Genomic DNA, 17,015 nt, shown 5'->3' with positions numbered 1-17,015 from the left:
GACGGGGGCAACAGGGGAGCGGCCAGGGCTATTCCAGCCTGCTCTCGCCCCCCTGACCCTCGCCCGCGGATTCGTCCGCGGCAGAGCCAGCCTGGAGAGGAGCGGCGCCCTCGGTGGGTTCCCCGCTGTGTCCCTGGAGCTTCGCCTCCAGCTCGTCAATGCGCTGCGATAGACGCTTGACATCGGACTGAAGATCGCGGACCAGGCCGAGCCCCGGGAGGATGGCGCGGATGCGCTCGTCGACGGCATGCTGCCACTGATCGAGCGTCTGCTTCGAGCTCTCGACGATCCCGCTCAGGCGCCCCTTCGCGTGGCTCGACTTGTCGGCGTCGAGCGGCGGGGGCGGCTGCGACGGCGACGCGGACGCCGCGGGCTCCGGCGCGGGGACCTGCGCCGTGCCCGGCGCCACCGTCCCGCCCTCCCCTGGGACCGCGCCGGGGATCAGCCGGCCGATCGGGCCCTCGCGCAGCTGCGAGAGCAGCCGCTCGCCGCGCTCCTGGATCAGATCTCTCAGCGTGCCGAGCGGGACCGAGCGCGGCTGCGATTTGAGATCTTCCGAGATGATCAGCGCCAGCGTGACCTCGGTCTTGTCCTCCTTGGTCGCGTTGTCGATGATCTGGACCTCTTCGCCAGCCCGGACCATCTCCCCGATCTGCTGCAGGGTGACGTAACGACTGTCCTTCGTGTCGTAGAGCTTCCGATTGGAGTAGCGCTTAATAACGCGACGCGGTACCTCGCCGCCTACCAGAGTCTCCTTCGCCGTTTCCATCTCCTCTACGCCTCGAGTTGATTGGACCACCGCTAGAAACCTCGCGCAAGGGAAGATCACTCGATATCACTCGATAAATTGGACGACGTGCAGGAGCCGGCGATCGAGCTGCGAAACGTGGCCGCGAGCTATCCCACGGGGCGGCTGGCGCTGGAGGGGATCGACCTGGAGGTGCGCGCGGGCGAGCTCTGCGCCGTCCTGGGGCCGAACGGCGCCGGCAAATCGACGCTGGTCCGGGTCCTCTCCGGGGCCCTGCGGCCGGCGCGGGGCGGGGCGACCCTGCTGGGGAGGCCCCTCGACGCCATGGACCGGCGGGCGATCGCGCGGTGCGTGGCGGTCGTGCCGCAGGGGATCGCCTCGGCGCCCGGCTTCACGGTGCGGGAGGTCGTCATGATGGGCCGCGCGCCCCACCAGGGCGCCTGGATGCGCCCCTCCGGCCGGGACGAGGAGGCGGTCGCCCGCGCCCTCGGGGCCTGCGATCTCGTGGAGCTCTCGGGGCGGCCCGTGGCCGAGCTCTCCGGCGGCGAGCAGAAGCGGGTCGCCATCGCGCGGGCGCTCGCGCAGGAGGCGCAGGTGCTGATCCTCGACGAGCCCGGGGCCCACCTCGACATCCGCCACTCGATCGAGATCCACGAGGTCGTGCGCCGGGAGGTCGCCGAGCGGCGCCTCGCCTGCGTCGCGGTGCTGCACGACCTCAACGCGGCCGCCCAGTACGCCGACCGCGTGGCGCTCCTCAAGGCCGGGCTGCTTGTCGCGCAGGGCACCGTCGAGGAGGTGATGACCTACCGCCGGCTCAAGGACGTGTTCGAGGCGGAGCTCTACGTGGGGGTGAACGAGCTCGACGGCAGCCGGTACTTCCTCCCCGTCCGGGGCGCGCGCGAGCCGCGGGGGTAGGGAGGAATCGCCGCGGGGCAGCGCGGGCAGGGGGCGGCGCGGGGCGACGTTCTCCGCAATCTCGACCGCCCGCGCGGCGCGGTTTATAAGCGGCGCCATGCGCGGATCTCCACCCTGGAGAGCTCTCTCTCGAGGCTTCCTGCCGTGCCTCCTGGCCCTCCTGGCCCTGCTCGGCGCGGCCGGCTGCGGCCAGAGCAGGACGGCGCCCGAGCTCCTGAGCGTCATCGACGTCGTGCCGCGCGAGGTGGACCTCGGCGATCGCATCGAGATCCTCGGGACCAACCTGCCCACGGCGCAGGCGAAGGAAGCGGTCGTCACGTTCCGCGGGACGCTGAGGCGCCCCGGCCAGGCGCCGCTCACCGGCCAGAGCATCGAGATCGACGGCGCGCAGCTCAGCAGCAACAAGGTGTCGCTCGTCTTCTCCGACGGGCTGCAGGCGCGCTTCGCCGGCCGCGGCGACGACGCGGTGCACACGACCTTCCACGGGGACGTGACCGTCGAGATCCCCTCGGCCACGCAGGGAGGGCTCCCCGTGTCCGGCACGGTCAGGGGCGTCACGCTCGACTTCATCCCGCCGACCCCGCGCCGCGCCATCATCGAGGCGCGCGAGAAGGAGGGGGCGCGCGCGCTCGCGTTCTTCGGCATCGAGGTGGCGGCCGAGTCGCCGCCCGCCGGCGGGCTCGTCGTGACCGGCGTGCGCGACGGGAGCCCCGCGAGCCGGGCGCAGCTCCTCGCCGGCGACGTCATCACGAGCTTCGAGGGCGTGAAGGTCCTGTCGAAGGGCGACGTGAGGCCGGGCGGCCACGAGCGGCTGTCGCCGGTCGGGATCCGGCGGGGCGCGGCCCCGTCCGAGGTCAAGCTCTCGACCGAGGGGTTCCACTCGAGCGCCCCGACCGATCTGCTCGGCGCCGGGATCCTCCTCGGCGTGGCCGCCGCGATCATCCTGCTCTTCATGGCGCCGACCGCGGGGATCATCACCTGGGTCGAGCGCCGCGTCTCGGCGCGCATGCAGTCGCGCATCGGGCCGAACCGCGCCGGGCCGCAGGGCTTCCTCGTGTGGATCGCCGACGGCATCAAGTCGATCCTCAAGGAGGACGTCATCCCGGCCGAGGCCGACAGGGCGCTCTTCCGGCTCGCGCCCTACCTCGTCTTCGTCGGCGTGTCGGCCACGTTCGTGGTCATGCCGTTCGGCCAGTACCTCATCGCGGCCGACCTCGACATCGGCATCCTCTTCGTCATCGCCGTGACCTCGCTGGTCACGATCGGGCTGATGACCGGCGGCTGGGCGTCGAACAACAAGTGGTCGCTCCTCGGCGGGATCCGCTCGGCGGCGCAGATCATCAGCTACGAGATCCCGGGCGCGGTCGCGATCGTGTGCATCGTGATGATGACCGGCTCGCTGCGGCTCCAGGACATCATCGCCGCGCAGGGCGGCACCGGGGCCTCGTTCCTCGACGTGGGCGGCTGGCCCTGGCACTGGTTCGTCTTCCGCAACCCGATCACGTTCGCGCTGTTCTTCCTCTACTTCACGACGGCGCTCGCGGAGGGCAACCGCGCGCCGTTCGACCTGCCCGAGGCGGAGAGCGAGCTCGTCGCCGGCTACTCGACCGAGTACTCGGGGATGCGGTACCTCTTCTTCTTCTTCGCCGAGTGGGCGAACGTCTTCGTGATGTGCGGCATCGCGAGCGCGCTCTTCCTCGGCGGCTGGCAGATCCCCGGCGTCTCGCCGTCGCAGCAGGAGGCGAGCTTCGGTCTCCAGCTCCTCGGCGTCTTCCTGTTCCTGCTGAAGAGCTGGTCGCTCGTCTTCGTGGTGATCTGGATCCGCTGGACGCTGCCGCGCGTCCGGATCGACCAGATGATGAACCTCTGCTGGAAGTGGTTCGTCCCGCTCTCGTTCCTCGCCTTCCTCCTGACGGCGCTCTGGATGGTGATCGGCGTCAGCAAGACGGTCCAGCTCGTCATCAGCGTTGTCACCTTCGCCGTCTGGGCCTACCTGCTCATCCACTTCATCCGCAGGGTCCAGTACAACCTGCGGCAGGCCAAGGTCGCGCTCCACCTGAATCCGTTCCTGTGACAGCAAACCCCGGTGCCACCTCGGCCTTGCGCTGAGGTATGCTGTCGGCGTGGCGGTCCCCTCGAGCCCGGCCTCCGACTTCTGCGCAGCGTGCGGTTTCCCGCTGCGCGGGCCGCGGTGCGAGGCGTGCGGGGTCGACCGGTCGCCGGCGCTCTCGCTCTCGCGCAGGCCGCCGCCCGCGGACGCCGACTGGGACGGCAGCTCGATCGATGCGTGGCGCACGCGCGACCCGGTGCGCTTCGTGGCCCACTGCGCCTCGGCGGAGGCCGGCACGAACGTCCAGGCGACGACGCTGCAGGAAGGCGTGGGGTGGATCGTTCCGTTCGGGGCGACGACGCTCTTCGTCGCGCTCGACGCGGCGAACGAGCGGATGTCGATCGACGTGCCGGTCGTCCGCGTCGCGGAGCGGCAGCGGGTGCCGCTCCTCCGGACCGCGCTGGAGCTCTCCGGCGGCCCCGAGCCGTTCCGGCTCTGCCTCCGGGACGATCTGCTGCTGCTCCGCCGCGTCGGTCGCGTCGCCGCCTTCACGCCGGAGGCGCTGCGCGGCGCGCTGCGCGAGAGCGGCGAGGCGGCGCAGCGGCTCGCGGCGACGATGACCGCCTGGTTCGACGCGCGACCGCCGTTCTCGGAGGAGCAGCGGGCGAGCCTGACGTGGGCGTCGGCCGGCCGCGCGCGGCCGCTCAAGAGCTTCTCCAGCCCGCCGGCGCCTGGCCGCCCTCAGGGCGCTCCGTCGGTGCGGGCCGCCGGTCCGCCGACGCCGGCCTCGGCGGCGCGGGCGCCGCTCGAGGAGCTCTCGGCGTGGGCGGCGCCCCCGTTGCCGCGCCTGCCCGAGTCGGTCGCGCGCACGATCCGCGACGCGGACGTGATCCCCGACATCCTGTCCCCCTCGCTCGTGTCCGCTCCGGCGTCGCCGGGCGTCGCGTCGGGCGCTCTGTCGGTGAAAAACGGCGGCGCGCTCACGCCCAAGGCCGGCATCTTGCCGCCGGCCCACGACGGCGGCGCCGCGTCCAAGGCGCTCAGCAGCCTGGCGATGCCGGGGCCCGACGGCGGCGCCGCCAAGCCGGCGGCGGCGGGCCCGGCGGCGGCGGCCCCGCTGTCGGGCGAGCCCGCGCCGGCCGCGGACACGCCGGGGCAGGCCGGCGATCGCCGCAGCGCGCGCACCGTCCCGTTTCGCCGCTCGACCTCCTCCGTCATGGCCGCCGTGACGACGCCGTTGTCGGTGCGTCCGCCCGCGCTGCCGGAGGTCGAGATCGAGCCTCCGTCGCGCCAGAGCATCCCGTCGCGCCCCGAGGCGCCGAACACGCCGGCCGATCGGCTCTGCCAGCTGCTCCGGGACGCGCAGGTGCTCGGCGCGGCGCTCAGCTTCCAGGAGCGGCCGGGCGTCATGGTGCTGCTCATCCGGTGCACCGTGTTCCGGGCGATCTACGAGCACGGCGAGGCGATGCCCGACGCGGTGGCGCACCTCTACCGCTGCACGGCGGCCGCGACCCGCGAGCTCGTCCAGGCGGAGGGCGGCTCGCGCCGCGCGAACACCGCGGGCGTCGCCGAGCCGGCGTTCCTCGTGATGGAGCGCCTCGTGACGCTGCGCGGGCAGGTGCCCGAGGAGAAGCGGCTGCACATCGATCCGCTCACCACGGCGGCGCTCGCGCGCGAGCACCTCGGCCGCTACCTGCGCGAGATCGAGCGCGCCCCGGCCGATCCGGTGCTCCGCCACTTCCTCGCGCTCGGCGCCCTCTCGGAGCTGCTCGTGCGCACGAAGCTGCCGGCCAAGACGGAGCAGCGGCTGCGCGACATCGTCGCCTACGCGCAGCGCGACGGCGCCAAGCCGGGCACGATCGAGCTGCTGATGACGGCGCTCTCGAGGATCGTCGCCCAATGACGTCGCAGCTCGCGGCGCACGGCGACGGCGATCTGGCCCTGCTCCACGAGCGCGTCGCCCGCGCCCGCCGCTCGGTCGTGGCGATCCGCGCCGGCGCGCTCGTCACGACCGGCTGGGTGGCGCTCGGCAACGGCGTCGTGGTGACGAGCCGGCGGGGGCTCGGCTACCCGACCGAGGTCACGCTGACGTTCGAGGACGGCCGGAGCATGGCGGGGCGCGTGATCGCGGTCGACGTGGGCCGGGACGTGGCGCTTGTCGCGCCGGGCGAGCCGCTGGGCGTCGCGGCGCTCGCCGTCCGCGCGCCGGCCGAGCCGCGGCTCGGCGAGCGCGCCGCGGTGCTGAGCTGCCTCCCGGGGCAGAGCCTGCGCCTCGCGGTCGCGCGGGTCTGCCACGCGGCGCGCAAGGTCGACGGGCAGCTCCCCGGGTTCGAGCTCGACGTGGCGGCGCCGCTCGGCGCGCCGGTGCTCGATCCGGAGGGGCGCGTGATCGGGGTTGTCGCGGCGGTGTCCGGCGCCCTGGGGGAGCTGCCGGGCCACAGCGCCGTGCTCCCGGCGGGCGCGTTCCAGCCGCTGCTCGCCTCGGTGGATCGGCCGCTCGCCGAGCTCCGCGACCGGGCGCCGGTGTACCGCTGCCCGGTGTGCGAGGAGCCGTTCGACATCGAGAGCGACCGCTGCCTGGGCTGCGGCCGGCTGCTGCCGCACGCGTTCGCGCCGTCTCCGGCCCGCGCGGGCGTCGAGCGGGTGATCCGGCAGGGCCTGTCGGCGCTCGGGATCATCGCCAACCGGGCGCGCGTCGGCCCGAGGGCCTGGCGGATCGCGCAGCGGCCGTTCCCGGCGGCGGAGACGGCGACGCAGGTGGACATCGAGATCGACGAGGCGGGGGGGCTTCTGTCGCTTCGCGCGCCGGTCGTGGGGTTGCCGGCGGCGAACCACGAGCCGTTCTACCGGTTCCTGCTCACGATGAACGACCAGACCACGGGGGAGTTCCGCGTGTCGATCGCGGGCGACGAGGTCGCGGTGTCGTGCGTGGCGTCGCTGGAGGGCTTCTCGGATCACGATGCGGCGCTGCTCATCGACGGGCTCGTGCAGATCGCGGACGAGTACCGGCGGACGCTCGCGGAGAGGTTCGAGGCGGCGCCGAGGTTCGAGTCGGCGGGGCGCTGAGTCGGCGGCGCGGGAAGGCGCGCTCTGGAAGGCTTCCCGCGCGCTCCGGAGGTTTCCCGCGCGCTCCGAAGGCTTCCCGCGCGGGGGCGGTAGGCAAAATTCCCCGGGAAATTCGGCCCCCGGCGCGCGCCGGACGGCGCCGGGGGCACGGCGGACGCTGCTAAGTACGCGAAATCTCGTGTTCCGGAGCGCGCGGGAAGCTCTCGGAGCGCGCGGGAAGCTCTCGGAGCGCGCAGGAAGGGCTCGGACGCGCGCCGGAGGTGTGGATGGGTGTTGTGGGTTACTCGAAATCGGTCTCGCCGGTCACTTCGCCCGGCGCTGCCGGACTGGACGGCGTGGCGCCGGGCTTGCCCGGGCTGGGCGGCGTGGCGGCGGGCTTGCGCTGGCGCACCTTGCGGTTCGCGAGGCCGAGGCGGATGAGATAGCCGCGCTTCTTGATGACGGCGCGGGCCGTGGTCGCCCACTCGTCGAACCAGGCGCGCAGCTTGACGAGCGCCTCGCGCCGGTGCGCGGCCTCCGGGAGCTCGGTGGGCGCGGGCAGAGGCGATGTCGGGCCGAGCGCCACGTCGACGAGCCCTTGGAGGCGCTTGCGTTCTGCCTTTTCGAGGCCACGGGTGGCGAGGAAAGCGACGGCCTTCTTGTCGCTCTGCTTCATCCCGGCGCGGTCCGGAGCGGCGCCATTCTCGAGGGCGTCGAGCCGCGCGAGGAAGGTGGCCACTCCCTGGACGGAGGCGGTGCCGGTGGAGGGCGCGAGGTCCTTGAAGACATGAGCGTGCACCTCGGGAAAACGCCGGCGGAGCGCGGCGGCATAACGGGCGAAGTTGGGCTCGTCCCACTGGTCGAGCTCCCCCGTCGCGGCGCGCTGCGCCCTGGCATCGTCGGTATCGGCCGACGCGCCGGTCTTGCGGGGAGCGGCGAGGACATCGAGGAGGAGCGCACGGCCCTCGATGATATCGTCATCGGTCATCCCCGCCCCGGCCATCAACGTGCGAATCGCGGCGACGGCGCCTATCCCCATCAGGAACTTTGTCGCGCGCTCCGGCGTGGTCTCCAGGACCGCATCCGAATACTCCATGCTGATTTCCTCCCTGCCGGCCGGGAAATCCGGACGGCGGCAATGAGATAGAAGTTACAAGGGTAGTTTCGGGGATGGGAAGAGGGATTTGAGCTCTCGCCGTGCTCCGGCCGCCGGATTCTTGCTCTCCCGGCGGGGCGCTCCGGGGCGGTGGCCTGTGCGCTGAGGACGGACGGAACGGAGCTCGGGGCGCGCGCCGGCGCGATGCTCGGCTGAGCCATGTCCGAGCACGCCCGTGTGGACGCTTGTCTCTGGGGGTCCTGCGGGCGAGCGTGCGCGGGCGAGAAAAATCGCGGGGTGGAGGGAATGAGCATGAGCGAGAGATCGAGACCGTGGCGAGGGAGGACGATTCTTGTCGCCGCCTTCGCCGCCCTGGCGCTCGGCGCCATGGCGTGCGGGTGCTTGTGGGATCGCGACGACGACGCACGCGGCAGCTTCTGCGCGCAAGCCAACACCAGCACTGTCGAGTACTGCGTGGACGCGAGCGAGGGCCCGGGAAGCGCGTGGCGCGAGGCTGAGAAAAGCGGCGCGCTGCCGATCCAGATGTGGGCGCTGAGGCTGAACAGCGTGATGGCGGAGGATCTCGCCGCGAGCGAGGCGGAGCTCACGGCCTGGTTCGACAACCTCGATCGGGCCGTGGCCTACGTGCGCGACGAGGAGAAGAACGCCGAGTCGCTCCGGGCGACCCTGAACGGCGAGCTCCGCAGGCTGCTCCGGAACTTCAGCGATTACCAGAAGAAGCTCCTCGAGGAGGAGCCGGTCCGCGCGGCCGACAACTTCACGCAGGCGATGACCGACAAGGCGAGCGCCGAGAAAGAGCCGCTCGCTGGCAGGATCGCGGCGGACAAGCAGGAGATGGCGGTCGTGCAGGCGATCTTCGACCAGGCGCGCAGCGACGCCGCGCCGCTTCGATCCCGGTACGCGGCCGCCGCGGTGCGCTTCGCCGCGTACCGGGCGACCGAGGCGGCGGAGACGGCGGCGTACGTGGCGCTCTCGGAGCAGGCGTCGCGGTCGGACATCGAAGGCCTCGACGGCGCGGAGCGGGCGGTGCTCGCGGCGGCGCGCGAGGCGAGCCGGGCGCCGAACGAGCTCGCCGCGGAGGTGATGACGCTGTCGGCGGAGCTCCAGGCGTTCGCGGTCTCGTTCGAGGAGACGATCGCGCCGCACGAGGAGGTCCTCGCGACGCACGGCGCGGTGGTGCCGGACATGACGTCGGGGGCGCTGCGCTCGCTGGGCGCGATGCTGGGCTACGCGCAGCGGCGCGTCGCCCGGAGCGACGCGACCGCGACCGGGCTGCTCAGCGGCGTCGCGCTGCGCCGGCAGGCGCTCGAATTACGCCAGGCGGACGAGGGGGCGCGCGAGGCGATCGCGCGATCGCGGATCCGCAAGGCGTCGGAGGTGTTCGGCGAGGGAGCGCGGGCGCGGGCGGCGGCGCTGTCGGCGGCGCCGCCGGTGAGCGAGAAGGTCGGGCTGCCGCTGCTGGCCGAGCGGTGCGGGGAGCTCTTGGCGCTGGTGCAGATGCGGCCGCTCTGCGAGGCGGCGGGGGCGTCGTGGCGCGAGGCCGGGTGCGCCGCGCTTCGCGGGCGGTTCGACGCCGCGGAGGCGGAGCTCAGGACGGGCCTGCCGCGGGCGATCGCGGCGGGCCTGGCGGCGCTGCGGGAGAAGGGGATGGCCGCGGCGGCGCTCGACGCCGCGCAGGCGAGGCTCGACGCGGGCGACGTGAAGGGCGCCGCGATCGCGTATGACGCCGCCGTGCGCGGCGCGGAGGGGACATGAACCGGTCGAAGGATGTCGCGCTGCGCGGGCGGAGCGCCGCGGTGTTCCAGAAGGTTGTCGCGCTGATGACGGCGCTGGCGGTGCTGGCGCCGTCGCCGGCGTGGGCTGGCACCCGCACGCCGTACACCGTGCTGTGGAGCAGCCACGGTGATGCCGATTCGTGCGGTTCTACCGAGCTGGAGACGGAGGGCAGCGCGATGTTCGAGGTGAACCAGACCCCGCTGCCCACCTACGGGGTGCCGGGCGCGCTGCAGATCCACGGCGACGGCTCGCGGAGCAACACGCTCGAGGCGGAGTTCGACTCGGTGCTGCTCCGCATGGGCAGAAACGAGTTCCACTTCGGGGTCCACACCGTGAACGGCGGCAACTGGTGTACCCACGAGCAGGAGGTGGTGCACCTCGTCTCGGAGCCGCTCGGGCTGAACAAGCCGCTCTTCAACCTCCGCCGCGATGGGACCGGCTTCGAGGGCAGCACCGACGTCGACCTGCGCCTCGCGGAGATCAACCCGGCGCTGGCGCGCGACATCGCCGAGCTGGAGGTCGTGCTCGCCAGGCTGATGGTGGCGATCCTCCGCGACGCCGCCAAGGTCGCGGACCTGCGGGCGAGGATGGATGTGCTGCGGCAGCTCGATACCGAGCTGCACGACCTGGTGAGCCGGCCGCTGGCCGAGATCTCGCGGACCGACCTCGACGCGATCCTCGACCGGTACAAGGACGTTGTCGACGCGGAGACGCGGGCGGCGATGGAGCAGCTCATCGACGACCTGAAGAAGAGCGTCAGCGATCTCGAGGACGAGCTCGGGCGATTGCTCGACGAGTTCGGCGCGCAGGCGGACGAGGTGGCGGACCTGGCGACGCAGGACGCGCGCGACGAGGGGTGGAACCCGGACGACGCGGGGGCGTACGCGCTCGGGGAGAGCGAGGTGCCGTGGGTCGAGGTGCCGGATATCGCCGAGGTGGACGGGGCGTTCGACGAGGGGAGGGACCCGTACGCGGCGTACGCGGACACGGTGATCGCGGCGCTGGAGGCCGACGTGAGCGGCGGGGTGGTGGTCGCGCGGGCGGACTTCGTGGCGAACGTGCGGGCGTGGCGGGCAAACAGCGCGGCGCTGGAGATCGCGCTGCGCGACCGGATGGGGGTGTCGCTGGCGGAGACGAACGCGTTCCTGAAGGCGCAGAACCGGATCACGGCGCACGTGCGGCAGTTCATGGATGCGTCGGACTGGTTCGTGGATACGCCGGTGCCGGCGTACCTGCGGGCGCAGGTGGACACGGTGCTCAAGCCGCGGTTCGATGCGCTGGCCGACCAGATGAAGGACAGCCTCAACCAGTGGACGGGGGACGGGCTCGACCTGGAGCAGACGCAGCTCTACCAGACGATCAGCGCGTTCGCGGGGGCGATGTCGACGGTCGGCGAGGGCTTCGAGGCGTACGCGGAGGTGATGCAGACGCTGGTGCACGCGACGACGCGCATCGGGGTGGGGTTCGTGCCGGTGGTCGGGCCGGCGCTCGACCTGTGCGAGGCGGTGACGGGCAAGGCGTGGTGCTTGCCATCGGGCGAGGAGCTAAGCACCGAGGAGCGGATCTTCTCGGGCCTCGGCGTGGCGGCGGCCGCCATCGGGCCGTTCTGGCGCGGCATTCAGCGCGCCGGCATCAGCCTCGACTCGGCAGTGGTCGCCGAGAAGGTGGCGGACCTCGATGAAGTCTTTGGCAGGAGCTTCCGCGCGAGCCTGCAGCACGGGTACAAGGGGCTACGCGGCGCGGTGGCGACGAAGAGACTCTTCCCGTTCGAGAAGACGGCGTTGAGCTTCCTGATCCGTGACGGGCGGGCGCTTCTCGGGGTGGGCGACGACGGGGTGCGCTGGGTGCTCTGGCGTGAGTTATCGGACGATGCGCGCGCCGCGTTGAAGGCACCAGACTTCGTGACGGTGTCCGCGCGGAACAAGCTCATCCTGAGCGAGGTGAAAGAGGGCCGCAACGTCGAGGGGGACAGGGTGATCGAGCAGTTGTCGAGCGGCATGGAGGGGCTACGGCAGAGGGGGCTCGTGGGAGATGTCGAGGAGGTCGAGCTCATCATGGAGCGGGGCGGGAAGTTCGGTGGCGACACGTACATCGAGAAGGACGGTTATCTCTTCGACAAGAACAAGGGCAAGAGGGCGACCCTGAACGGCTTCAACAAATTTATCAAGGTGATCCGGCTATGAGGGAATCAGGACCTGAATTCTTCGCATGGTGCGACGAGCCAGAACGGCTCGACGCGCTCGCGGAGACACTATCGGCTCTCATTGTCCCGGGCGCTCTCATTCATGTGCTGATGGACGAGGACTTCGAAGCGGGCTCCGTGGACGAGGCGCTCGCGATCGCCCGTGCCCGCTTCGGAGGACAGACGAGTGCTCGCCTGTCGTTTCGAATGATGCTGAGCGGCTCCAAGCGCGCCCTCATCGACATCTGGTGCCACTCCGAAGAAAGAGAACGTCACGTGCCGCACGGCCCCCTCACGTTGAATCCATGGGGAAAGCAGGATTTTCTTTCCTCTAACTTCGACCTCGCCTGGGGCAGAGGCCCGCGCTCGATCCAGGTCGAGACCGTGGTCGCGTGGCAGCTCATCCGGGACGACCTCGAGGATCTCCTCGTCCGCTTCTGTGCGCCGGACGCGAGCGGGCGCATCCCGACGGGCGCGTGCGCGCATGGACGGCACTGGAACGCACCGGTCGATATGTGCGCGACGTACAACGCGACGGCGGAGGAGCTCGGCCGCGATCTCGCCTTGTCGTGGGTGCACCTCCACGACAAGGACAGCGTGTCGCGCATCGCGGGCATGTCGCGGCAAGCGCTCCACGCGCGCGTCGACGCCGCACCACGCGGCGCGCGCGTTGCGATGAAAGGCAAGAGCGAGCACTCACGTTCGCTCTCCCGCGAGACCGTCCTCAAGGCGCTGGCAGCATCGCCCTCCGCGCTGCTCGACGCGCTGGAAGCCTCGACGGCGCCCGACGACGCATGGCGCGCGGCCGCGCCGCGCGCGGCCGAGATCTTGGACCTGACACGCCAGATCGCGGAGACCGGCGAAGGGCCACCCACCTGGCCGGTCTGCACGTCCACGCACGGTCACATCCATTTCGTGAAAAAGCACCCCCCCTTCCACGTGCGCCGCCTCCCGAGCGGCGGCGTGGTGCTGGCAACCCACCCGTACTGCTCCCTCTGGCCGCTCTGGGCCAACGCGCTCTGCTCGCTCGGCCTCATGTCCTGACAAGGAGCTTCATCATGGTGATCCAGGTATGAGATCAGGACCGTATTTCTTCGCCTGGTGTAACGAGGCAGCTAGGGTCGACGCGCTCCGCGCGGCGTTCTCGGCGCTCGTCCACGACCCGCCGTACTGTATCGGCGTGGACATGCACCCCAACGTGAGTTTCGGCGCAACGTCCGTCGACGAGGCGGTCGCGAAGATCCGAGCCCATTTCGGACACGCCGATGCTGAAGCCTACATCGGCACCTCGTTGAGCTCCGGAGAGTCCGTCGATCTCATTCTTCGCTGCTACTCCGACAAGAGCGAACGCATCACGCCGAGGGGCCCCATCCACATGCACCCCGGCGACTACGAGGACCTTGGCCGCATGCGCATGGACCTCGCCTTGGGCAGCGGCCCGCCCTCGGTGGAGGCCGAGGCGGTGCTGGCGTGGCACATGGTGGTGGCCGACATCGAGGACGTGCTGCTCCGCCTCTGCGTGTCCGACGCGACCGGACGCGTCTCGACCGGCGGCTGCACGAGCGCGTGGACCTGGCTCGCGCCGGTCTCGATGTGCGTGACGTGCCACGCGGACGCCCGCGACATCGCGCGCGATCTCGCCCTGTCGTGGCTCAGCCTCCACGACAAGGACAAGGTGTCGCTCATCGCGGGCATGTCGCTGGAGGCTCTGCATGCGCGAGTGGACGCCGCGCCGGCCGGGGCGCACGTCGTTCCGAGAGACAACAGCGGGCGAGCGATCTCCCTCTCCCGCGAGACCGTCCTCAAGGCGCTGGCCATGCCGGGCTCCGCGCTGCTCGAGGCGCTCGAAGCCTCGGCAGGGATACCCGACGACGCGTGGCGCGCCGCCGAGCCGCGCGCGAAGGAGATCTTATGCCTGACGGCGCAGAGCAGGGCGAGAGGCGAGCGGGTCACGGTGACAGGCAAAGGCCCACCCCTCTGGCGGGTGGAGATGACGGGCGAGCACGTCTACTTTCTCGTCGACCACGCCCCGTTCCATGTGCGCCGCCTGCCGAGCGGCGGTGTGGTGCTGGCCACGCACCCGTACCGCACGCTCTGGCCGCTCTGGTCCGACGCGCTCTTCGCGCTCGGCCTGATGTCCTGAGCCAGCGACGTAGCCCATCCCATTCCGCCCGTAGAGCGCAGGAGCTCGCCAACCGCGCCGGTGCACGCGTCGCTGCTTCGCCGCGCGCGCCGATGCGAGACGGATCGTCGCGACACCCTCGGTGCATGGCCCGGCGCCTGCTATAGGGCGCTCTCGCTTGGCAGACAGGCACTCCGGCGAGGCTGGGCTCCCGGGGCGCCTGCAGCCCTCGTGCCGAAAGACTGTACCTATGGTTCACGCGAACCTGCATTGCGTTGTCTCGTCGCTTTTTCTCGCGGACGCGGTGCTCTTCTGCCTGCGCGCACGGGGTCTACAGGGATGGGCGCTGCGTCGGGACGGACCCTGCTGGTCGGAGGTTCAGGAAATTCCGGGCGGCGATCTGCGTCGACTGGCGCTGCCAGGCGAGAAGGCGGCGCCAGAGGGCTTGGGTGAGCTGATCAAGGTGATCCGGCTATGAGCACTCCGGGCCCTCGCTTCTACGCCTGGTGCGATGAGGCGTCGCGGGTCGACGCGCTCGCGGCGGCACTGTCGACGCTCGCGCGCCCAGGGGGGTTCGTGGATGCGTGGGCAAACTTCGACGTGAGATGCGCCACGAAATCCATGGAGGCGGCCGTCGCCATGATCCGCACCCAGTATCCATGCACCGGCACTGCTCACGCCACGTGCAGCACGATCCTTCCCGGCGTCCAGCGCTTGGCCTTTCCGGACCAGCGTGGACCCGACTCCCCTGCCATGCGCAGCATCCTTGTCGATCTTCAGTGTTTCACCGAAGCGTACGAGCTTCGCTGGTCGCTGCGAGGCCCCCACGAGCCGCGAGGCCCCCTCGAGATGTACCCGGAGAACTGCATGCACTTTTTCGGCTTCATCCTCGAGCTCGCCTGGGGCAGGGGACCGCGCTCCTTCGAGGTCGAGGCCGAGCTGGCGTGGCACCTCCTGCAGATCGACCTCGAGGATCTCCTGCTCCGCCTCTGCGAGCCGGACGGGAGCGGGCGCGTCCGGACCGGCGCGTGCACGAACGCATGGCACTGGCACGCGCCGGTCACCACGTGCGCGACGTACAACGCGGACGCCCGAGAGATCGCGCGGGACCTCGCCGTGTCGTGGGTGCACCTCCACGACCAGGACAGCGTGTCGCGCATCGCGGGCATCCCGTTGTCCATGCTCCACGCGCGCGTCGACGCCGCGCCGCGCGGGGCGCGCGTCGCCATCGCGCCGCCGCGCGGGTCGCGCGTCGCCAGGAAAGGGGGCGGCGCGCGGGCGTGGTCGCTCTCCCGCGAGACCGTCCTCAAGGCGCTGGCCGCGCCGCCCTCGGCGCTGCTCGATGCGCTGGAAGCCTCGGCGGTGCCCGACGGCGCGTGGCGCGCGGCCGCGCCGCGCGCCGCCGAGATCCTGGAGCGGACACGAAGGCTCGCGGAGACCGGTGACGGTCCACCGACCTGGCCGGTTGACACAGACAAGCACCGTCACTTCCGCTTCCTGAAAAAGCACCCGCCGTTTCTCGTGCGCCGCCTCGCGAGCGGCGGCGTGGTGCTGGCGACCCATCCGTTCTGCTCGCTCTGGCCGCTCTGGGCCGGCGCGCTCGACGCGCTCGGCCTGATGGGCTGACAAGGAACGTCGAGAGATGAGAGCAGGACCTTACTTCTATGCCTGGTGCGACGAGGCCGCGCGGGTCGACGCGCTCGGCGCGGCGCTGTCGGCGCTCGTCGACGACCCTCCGTATACGGTCGGCGTTGGCCTGTGCCCTGGCCCGGAGCCCCACGAGGCTTCTGTCGACGAGGCGGTCGCGACGATCCGCGCCCACTTCAGACACGCCGATGCGGAGGTCGTCCTTTGCTCGACCTTGAGCTCCCGACAGTTCGTCCGTTGCATGCTTCGCTGCTTCACCGACAGGAGCGAACGCTCCACGTCGTGGGGGCCCCTCCACCTGCACCCTGAACATCTCCAGGAATTCGCCCCCAAGTACATGATCCTCGATTTGGGCAGCGGCGCGTCCTCGGTCGGGGCCGAGGCCGTGCTGGCATGGCACAAGGTCGTGACCGACATCGAGGACTTCCTGCTCCGCCTCTGCGCGCCCGACGCGAGCCGGCGCGTCTCGACCGGCGGCTGCACGACCGCCTGGACCTGGCTCGCGCCGGTCTCGATGTGCGCGACGTACCACGCGAACGCCCGCGACATCGCGCGCGATCTCGCCGTGTCGTGGGCCAGCCTCCACGACGGCGAAAGCGTCTCGCGGATCGCGGGCCTGTCGCTCGAGGCGCTGCACGCGCGTGTCGACGCCGCGCCGGCCGGGGCGCGCGTGGTTCCGACGGACAAGAGCGGGCGCTCGATCCCGCTCTCCCGCGAGACCGTCCTCAAGGCCCTGGCCCTGCCGGGCTCCGCCCTGATCGAGGCGCTGATGGCCGCCGCGGACGTGCCCGACGAGGCGTGGCGCGCCGCGGAGCCGCGCGCCGAGGAGATCCACAACATGACGGTGCAGGCCAAGGCGCGCGGCGAGGAGCTCCCCGAGAGCCTCAAGGGGCCACCTCTGTGGTACGTCGAGATGACGGGCGAGCACGTCTACTTCCTCGTCGACCACGCCCCGTTCACCATTCGCCGCCTCCCGAGCGGCGGCGTAATGATGGCGACCCATTTCTACCGCACGCTCTGGCCGCTCTGGGCCGATGCTCTCCTTGCGCTCGGCCTGATGTCCTGAGCCAGAGCCTCGGGGACCATCGGCGTCGACGGGTACTGCAGGGCAAGAAAGCCACACCAAAGGGCTTCAACAAGTCCATCAAGGTGATCCGGTTATGAGCGAATCAGGTCCTCGCTTCTACGCATGGTGTGACGAGACCGCGAGGGTCGACGCGTACGCAGCGGCGCTCTCGGCGCTCGTGTGCCCCGGGGCTCTCATCAGCGTGGATTGCGGCACGGAACTCCGCACGACCTCGATGGACGAGGCGGTTGCGCTGATTCGCGCCCACTTCGGAAGCGGCCGCGCGTACGTAGGGTCCCGCATGCTGCTGAGCTCTTCGAACCATTTCATCTTCCCGGATCAACGCG

Annotated in this window: 13 protein-coding genes; 11 read left to right on the top strand and 2 right to left on the bottom strand. The window is 71.2% G+C overall.

The genetic code is table 11. The features are described from left to right. Positions 1–28 precede the first annotated feature (28 nt). On the bottom strand, positions 29–769 hold the full coding sequence (locus WMF17_RS38470; protein WP_437598384.1) for a polyhydroxyalkanoate synthesis regulator DNA-binding domain-containing protein: 741 nt from the start codon (positions 767–769) through the stop codon (positions 29–31). Between the two features lie 87 nt (positions 770–856). Between WMF17_RS38470 and WMF17_RS38465 the strand changes: the two genes are divergently transcribed. The 4 genes from WMF17_RS38465 to WMF17_RS38450 all read left to right on the top strand — a co-directional run bounded on the left by WMF17_RS38465 (position 857) and on the right by WMF17_RS38450 (position 6,779). Then, a complete protein-coding gene (locus tag WMF17_RS38465) occupies positions 857–1,663 on the top strand; it encodes an ABC transporter ATP-binding protein (RefSeq protein WP_437651437.1) in 807 nt (268 codons plus the stop codon). A gap of 97 nt (positions 1,664–1,760) precedes the next feature. Then, positions 1,761–3,737, top strand: a complete 1,977-nt coding sequence (gene nuoH, locus WMF17_RS38460; RefSeq protein ID WP_437598383.1) for an NADH-quinone oxidoreductase subunit NuoH — start codon at positions 1,761–1,763, stop codon at positions 3,735–3,737. A 49-nt stretch (positions 3,738–3,786) separates the two neighbouring features. Continuing rightward, entirely contained in the window at positions 3,787–5,616 is a 1,830-nt protein-coding gene (locus tag WMF17_RS38455) for a hypothetical protein (RefSeq protein WP_437645985.1), read from the top strand. Continuing rightward, positions 5,613–6,779: a trypsin-like peptidase domain-containing protein gene (locus WMF17_RS38450; protein ID WP_437598381.1), complete on the top strand. Its 1,167-nt coding sequence runs from the start codon at positions 5,613–5,615 to the stop codon at positions 6,777–6,779. Before WMF17_RS38455 ends, WMF17_RS38450 begins: the two co-directional genes overlap by 4 nt. Before the next feature lie 280 nt (positions 6,780–7,059). Here the strand turns inward: WMF17_RS38450 and WMF17_RS38445 are convergent, their stop codons facing one another. Then, positions 7,060–7,854 carry a hypothetical protein gene (locus tag WMF17_RS38445; protein ID WP_437645984.1) on the bottom strand — a complete coding sequence of 265 codons (795 nt, stop codon included), beginning with the start codon at positions 7,852–7,854 and terminating at the stop codon, positions 7,060–7,062. Between the two features lie 312 nt (positions 7,855–8,166). Here WMF17_RS38445 and WMF17_RS38440 point away from each other — a divergent pair, with 312 nt between their 5' ends. The 7 genes from WMF17_RS38440 (at position 8,167) to WMF17_RS38410 (ending at position 16,668) form a co-directional block, all read left to right on the top strand. Continuing rightward, positions 8,167–9,630 (top strand): hypothetical protein, encoded by a 1,464-nt coding sequence (locus WMF17_RS38440; protein ID WP_437645982.1) that lies wholly within the window; start codon positions 8,167–8,169, stop codon positions 9,628–9,630. Further along, positions 9,627–11,834, top strand: coding sequence for a hypothetical protein (locus tag WMF17_RS38435; protein ID WP_437645980.1), 2,208 nt, complete (start codon positions 9,627–9,629; stop codon positions 11,832–11,834). Before WMF17_RS38440 ends, WMF17_RS38435 begins: the two co-directional genes overlap by 4 nt. Positions 11,835–11,944: 110 nt before the next feature. Further along, the gene (locus WMF17_RS38430; protein WP_437645978.1) at positions 11,945–12,877 is read left to right on the top strand and encodes a hypothetical protein; all 933 of its coding nucleotides are present in this window, start codon (positions 11,945–11,947) and stop codon (positions 12,875–12,877) included. 28 nt (positions 12,878–12,905) lie between these two features. Beyond that, a complete protein-coding gene (locus tag WMF17_RS38425) occupies positions 12,906–13,976 on the top strand; it encodes a hypothetical protein (RefSeq protein ID WP_437645976.1) in 1,071 nt (356 codons plus the stop codon). 229 nt (positions 13,977–14,205) lie between these two features. Beyond that, on the top strand, positions 14,206–14,433 hold the full coding sequence (locus WMF17_RS38420) for a hypothetical protein (protein WP_437645974.1): 228 nt from the start codon (positions 14,206–14,208) through the stop codon (positions 14,431–14,433). Between the two features lie 275 nt (positions 14,434–14,708). After that, positions 14,709–15,581 (top strand): hypothetical protein, encoded by an 873-nt coding sequence (locus WMF17_RS38415; RefSeq protein WP_437645972.1) that lies wholly within the window; start codon positions 14,709–14,711, stop codon positions 15,579–15,581. A 16-nt stretch (positions 15,582–15,597) separates the two neighbouring features. After that, positions 15,598–16,668: a hypothetical protein gene (locus WMF17_RS38410; protein WP_437645971.1), complete on the top strand. Its 1,071-nt coding sequence runs from the start codon at positions 15,598–15,600 to the stop codon at positions 16,666–16,668. Positions 16,669–17,015 lie beyond the last annotated feature (347 nt).

Origin of the sequence: Sorangium sp. So ce362, assembly GCF_051519845.1 — a bacterium.
Taxonomy (GTDB): domain Bacteria; phylum Myxococcota_A; class Polyangia; order Polyangiales; family Polyangiaceae; genus Sorangium.
This window is presented reverse-complemented; position numbering and strand designations above follow the sequence as displayed.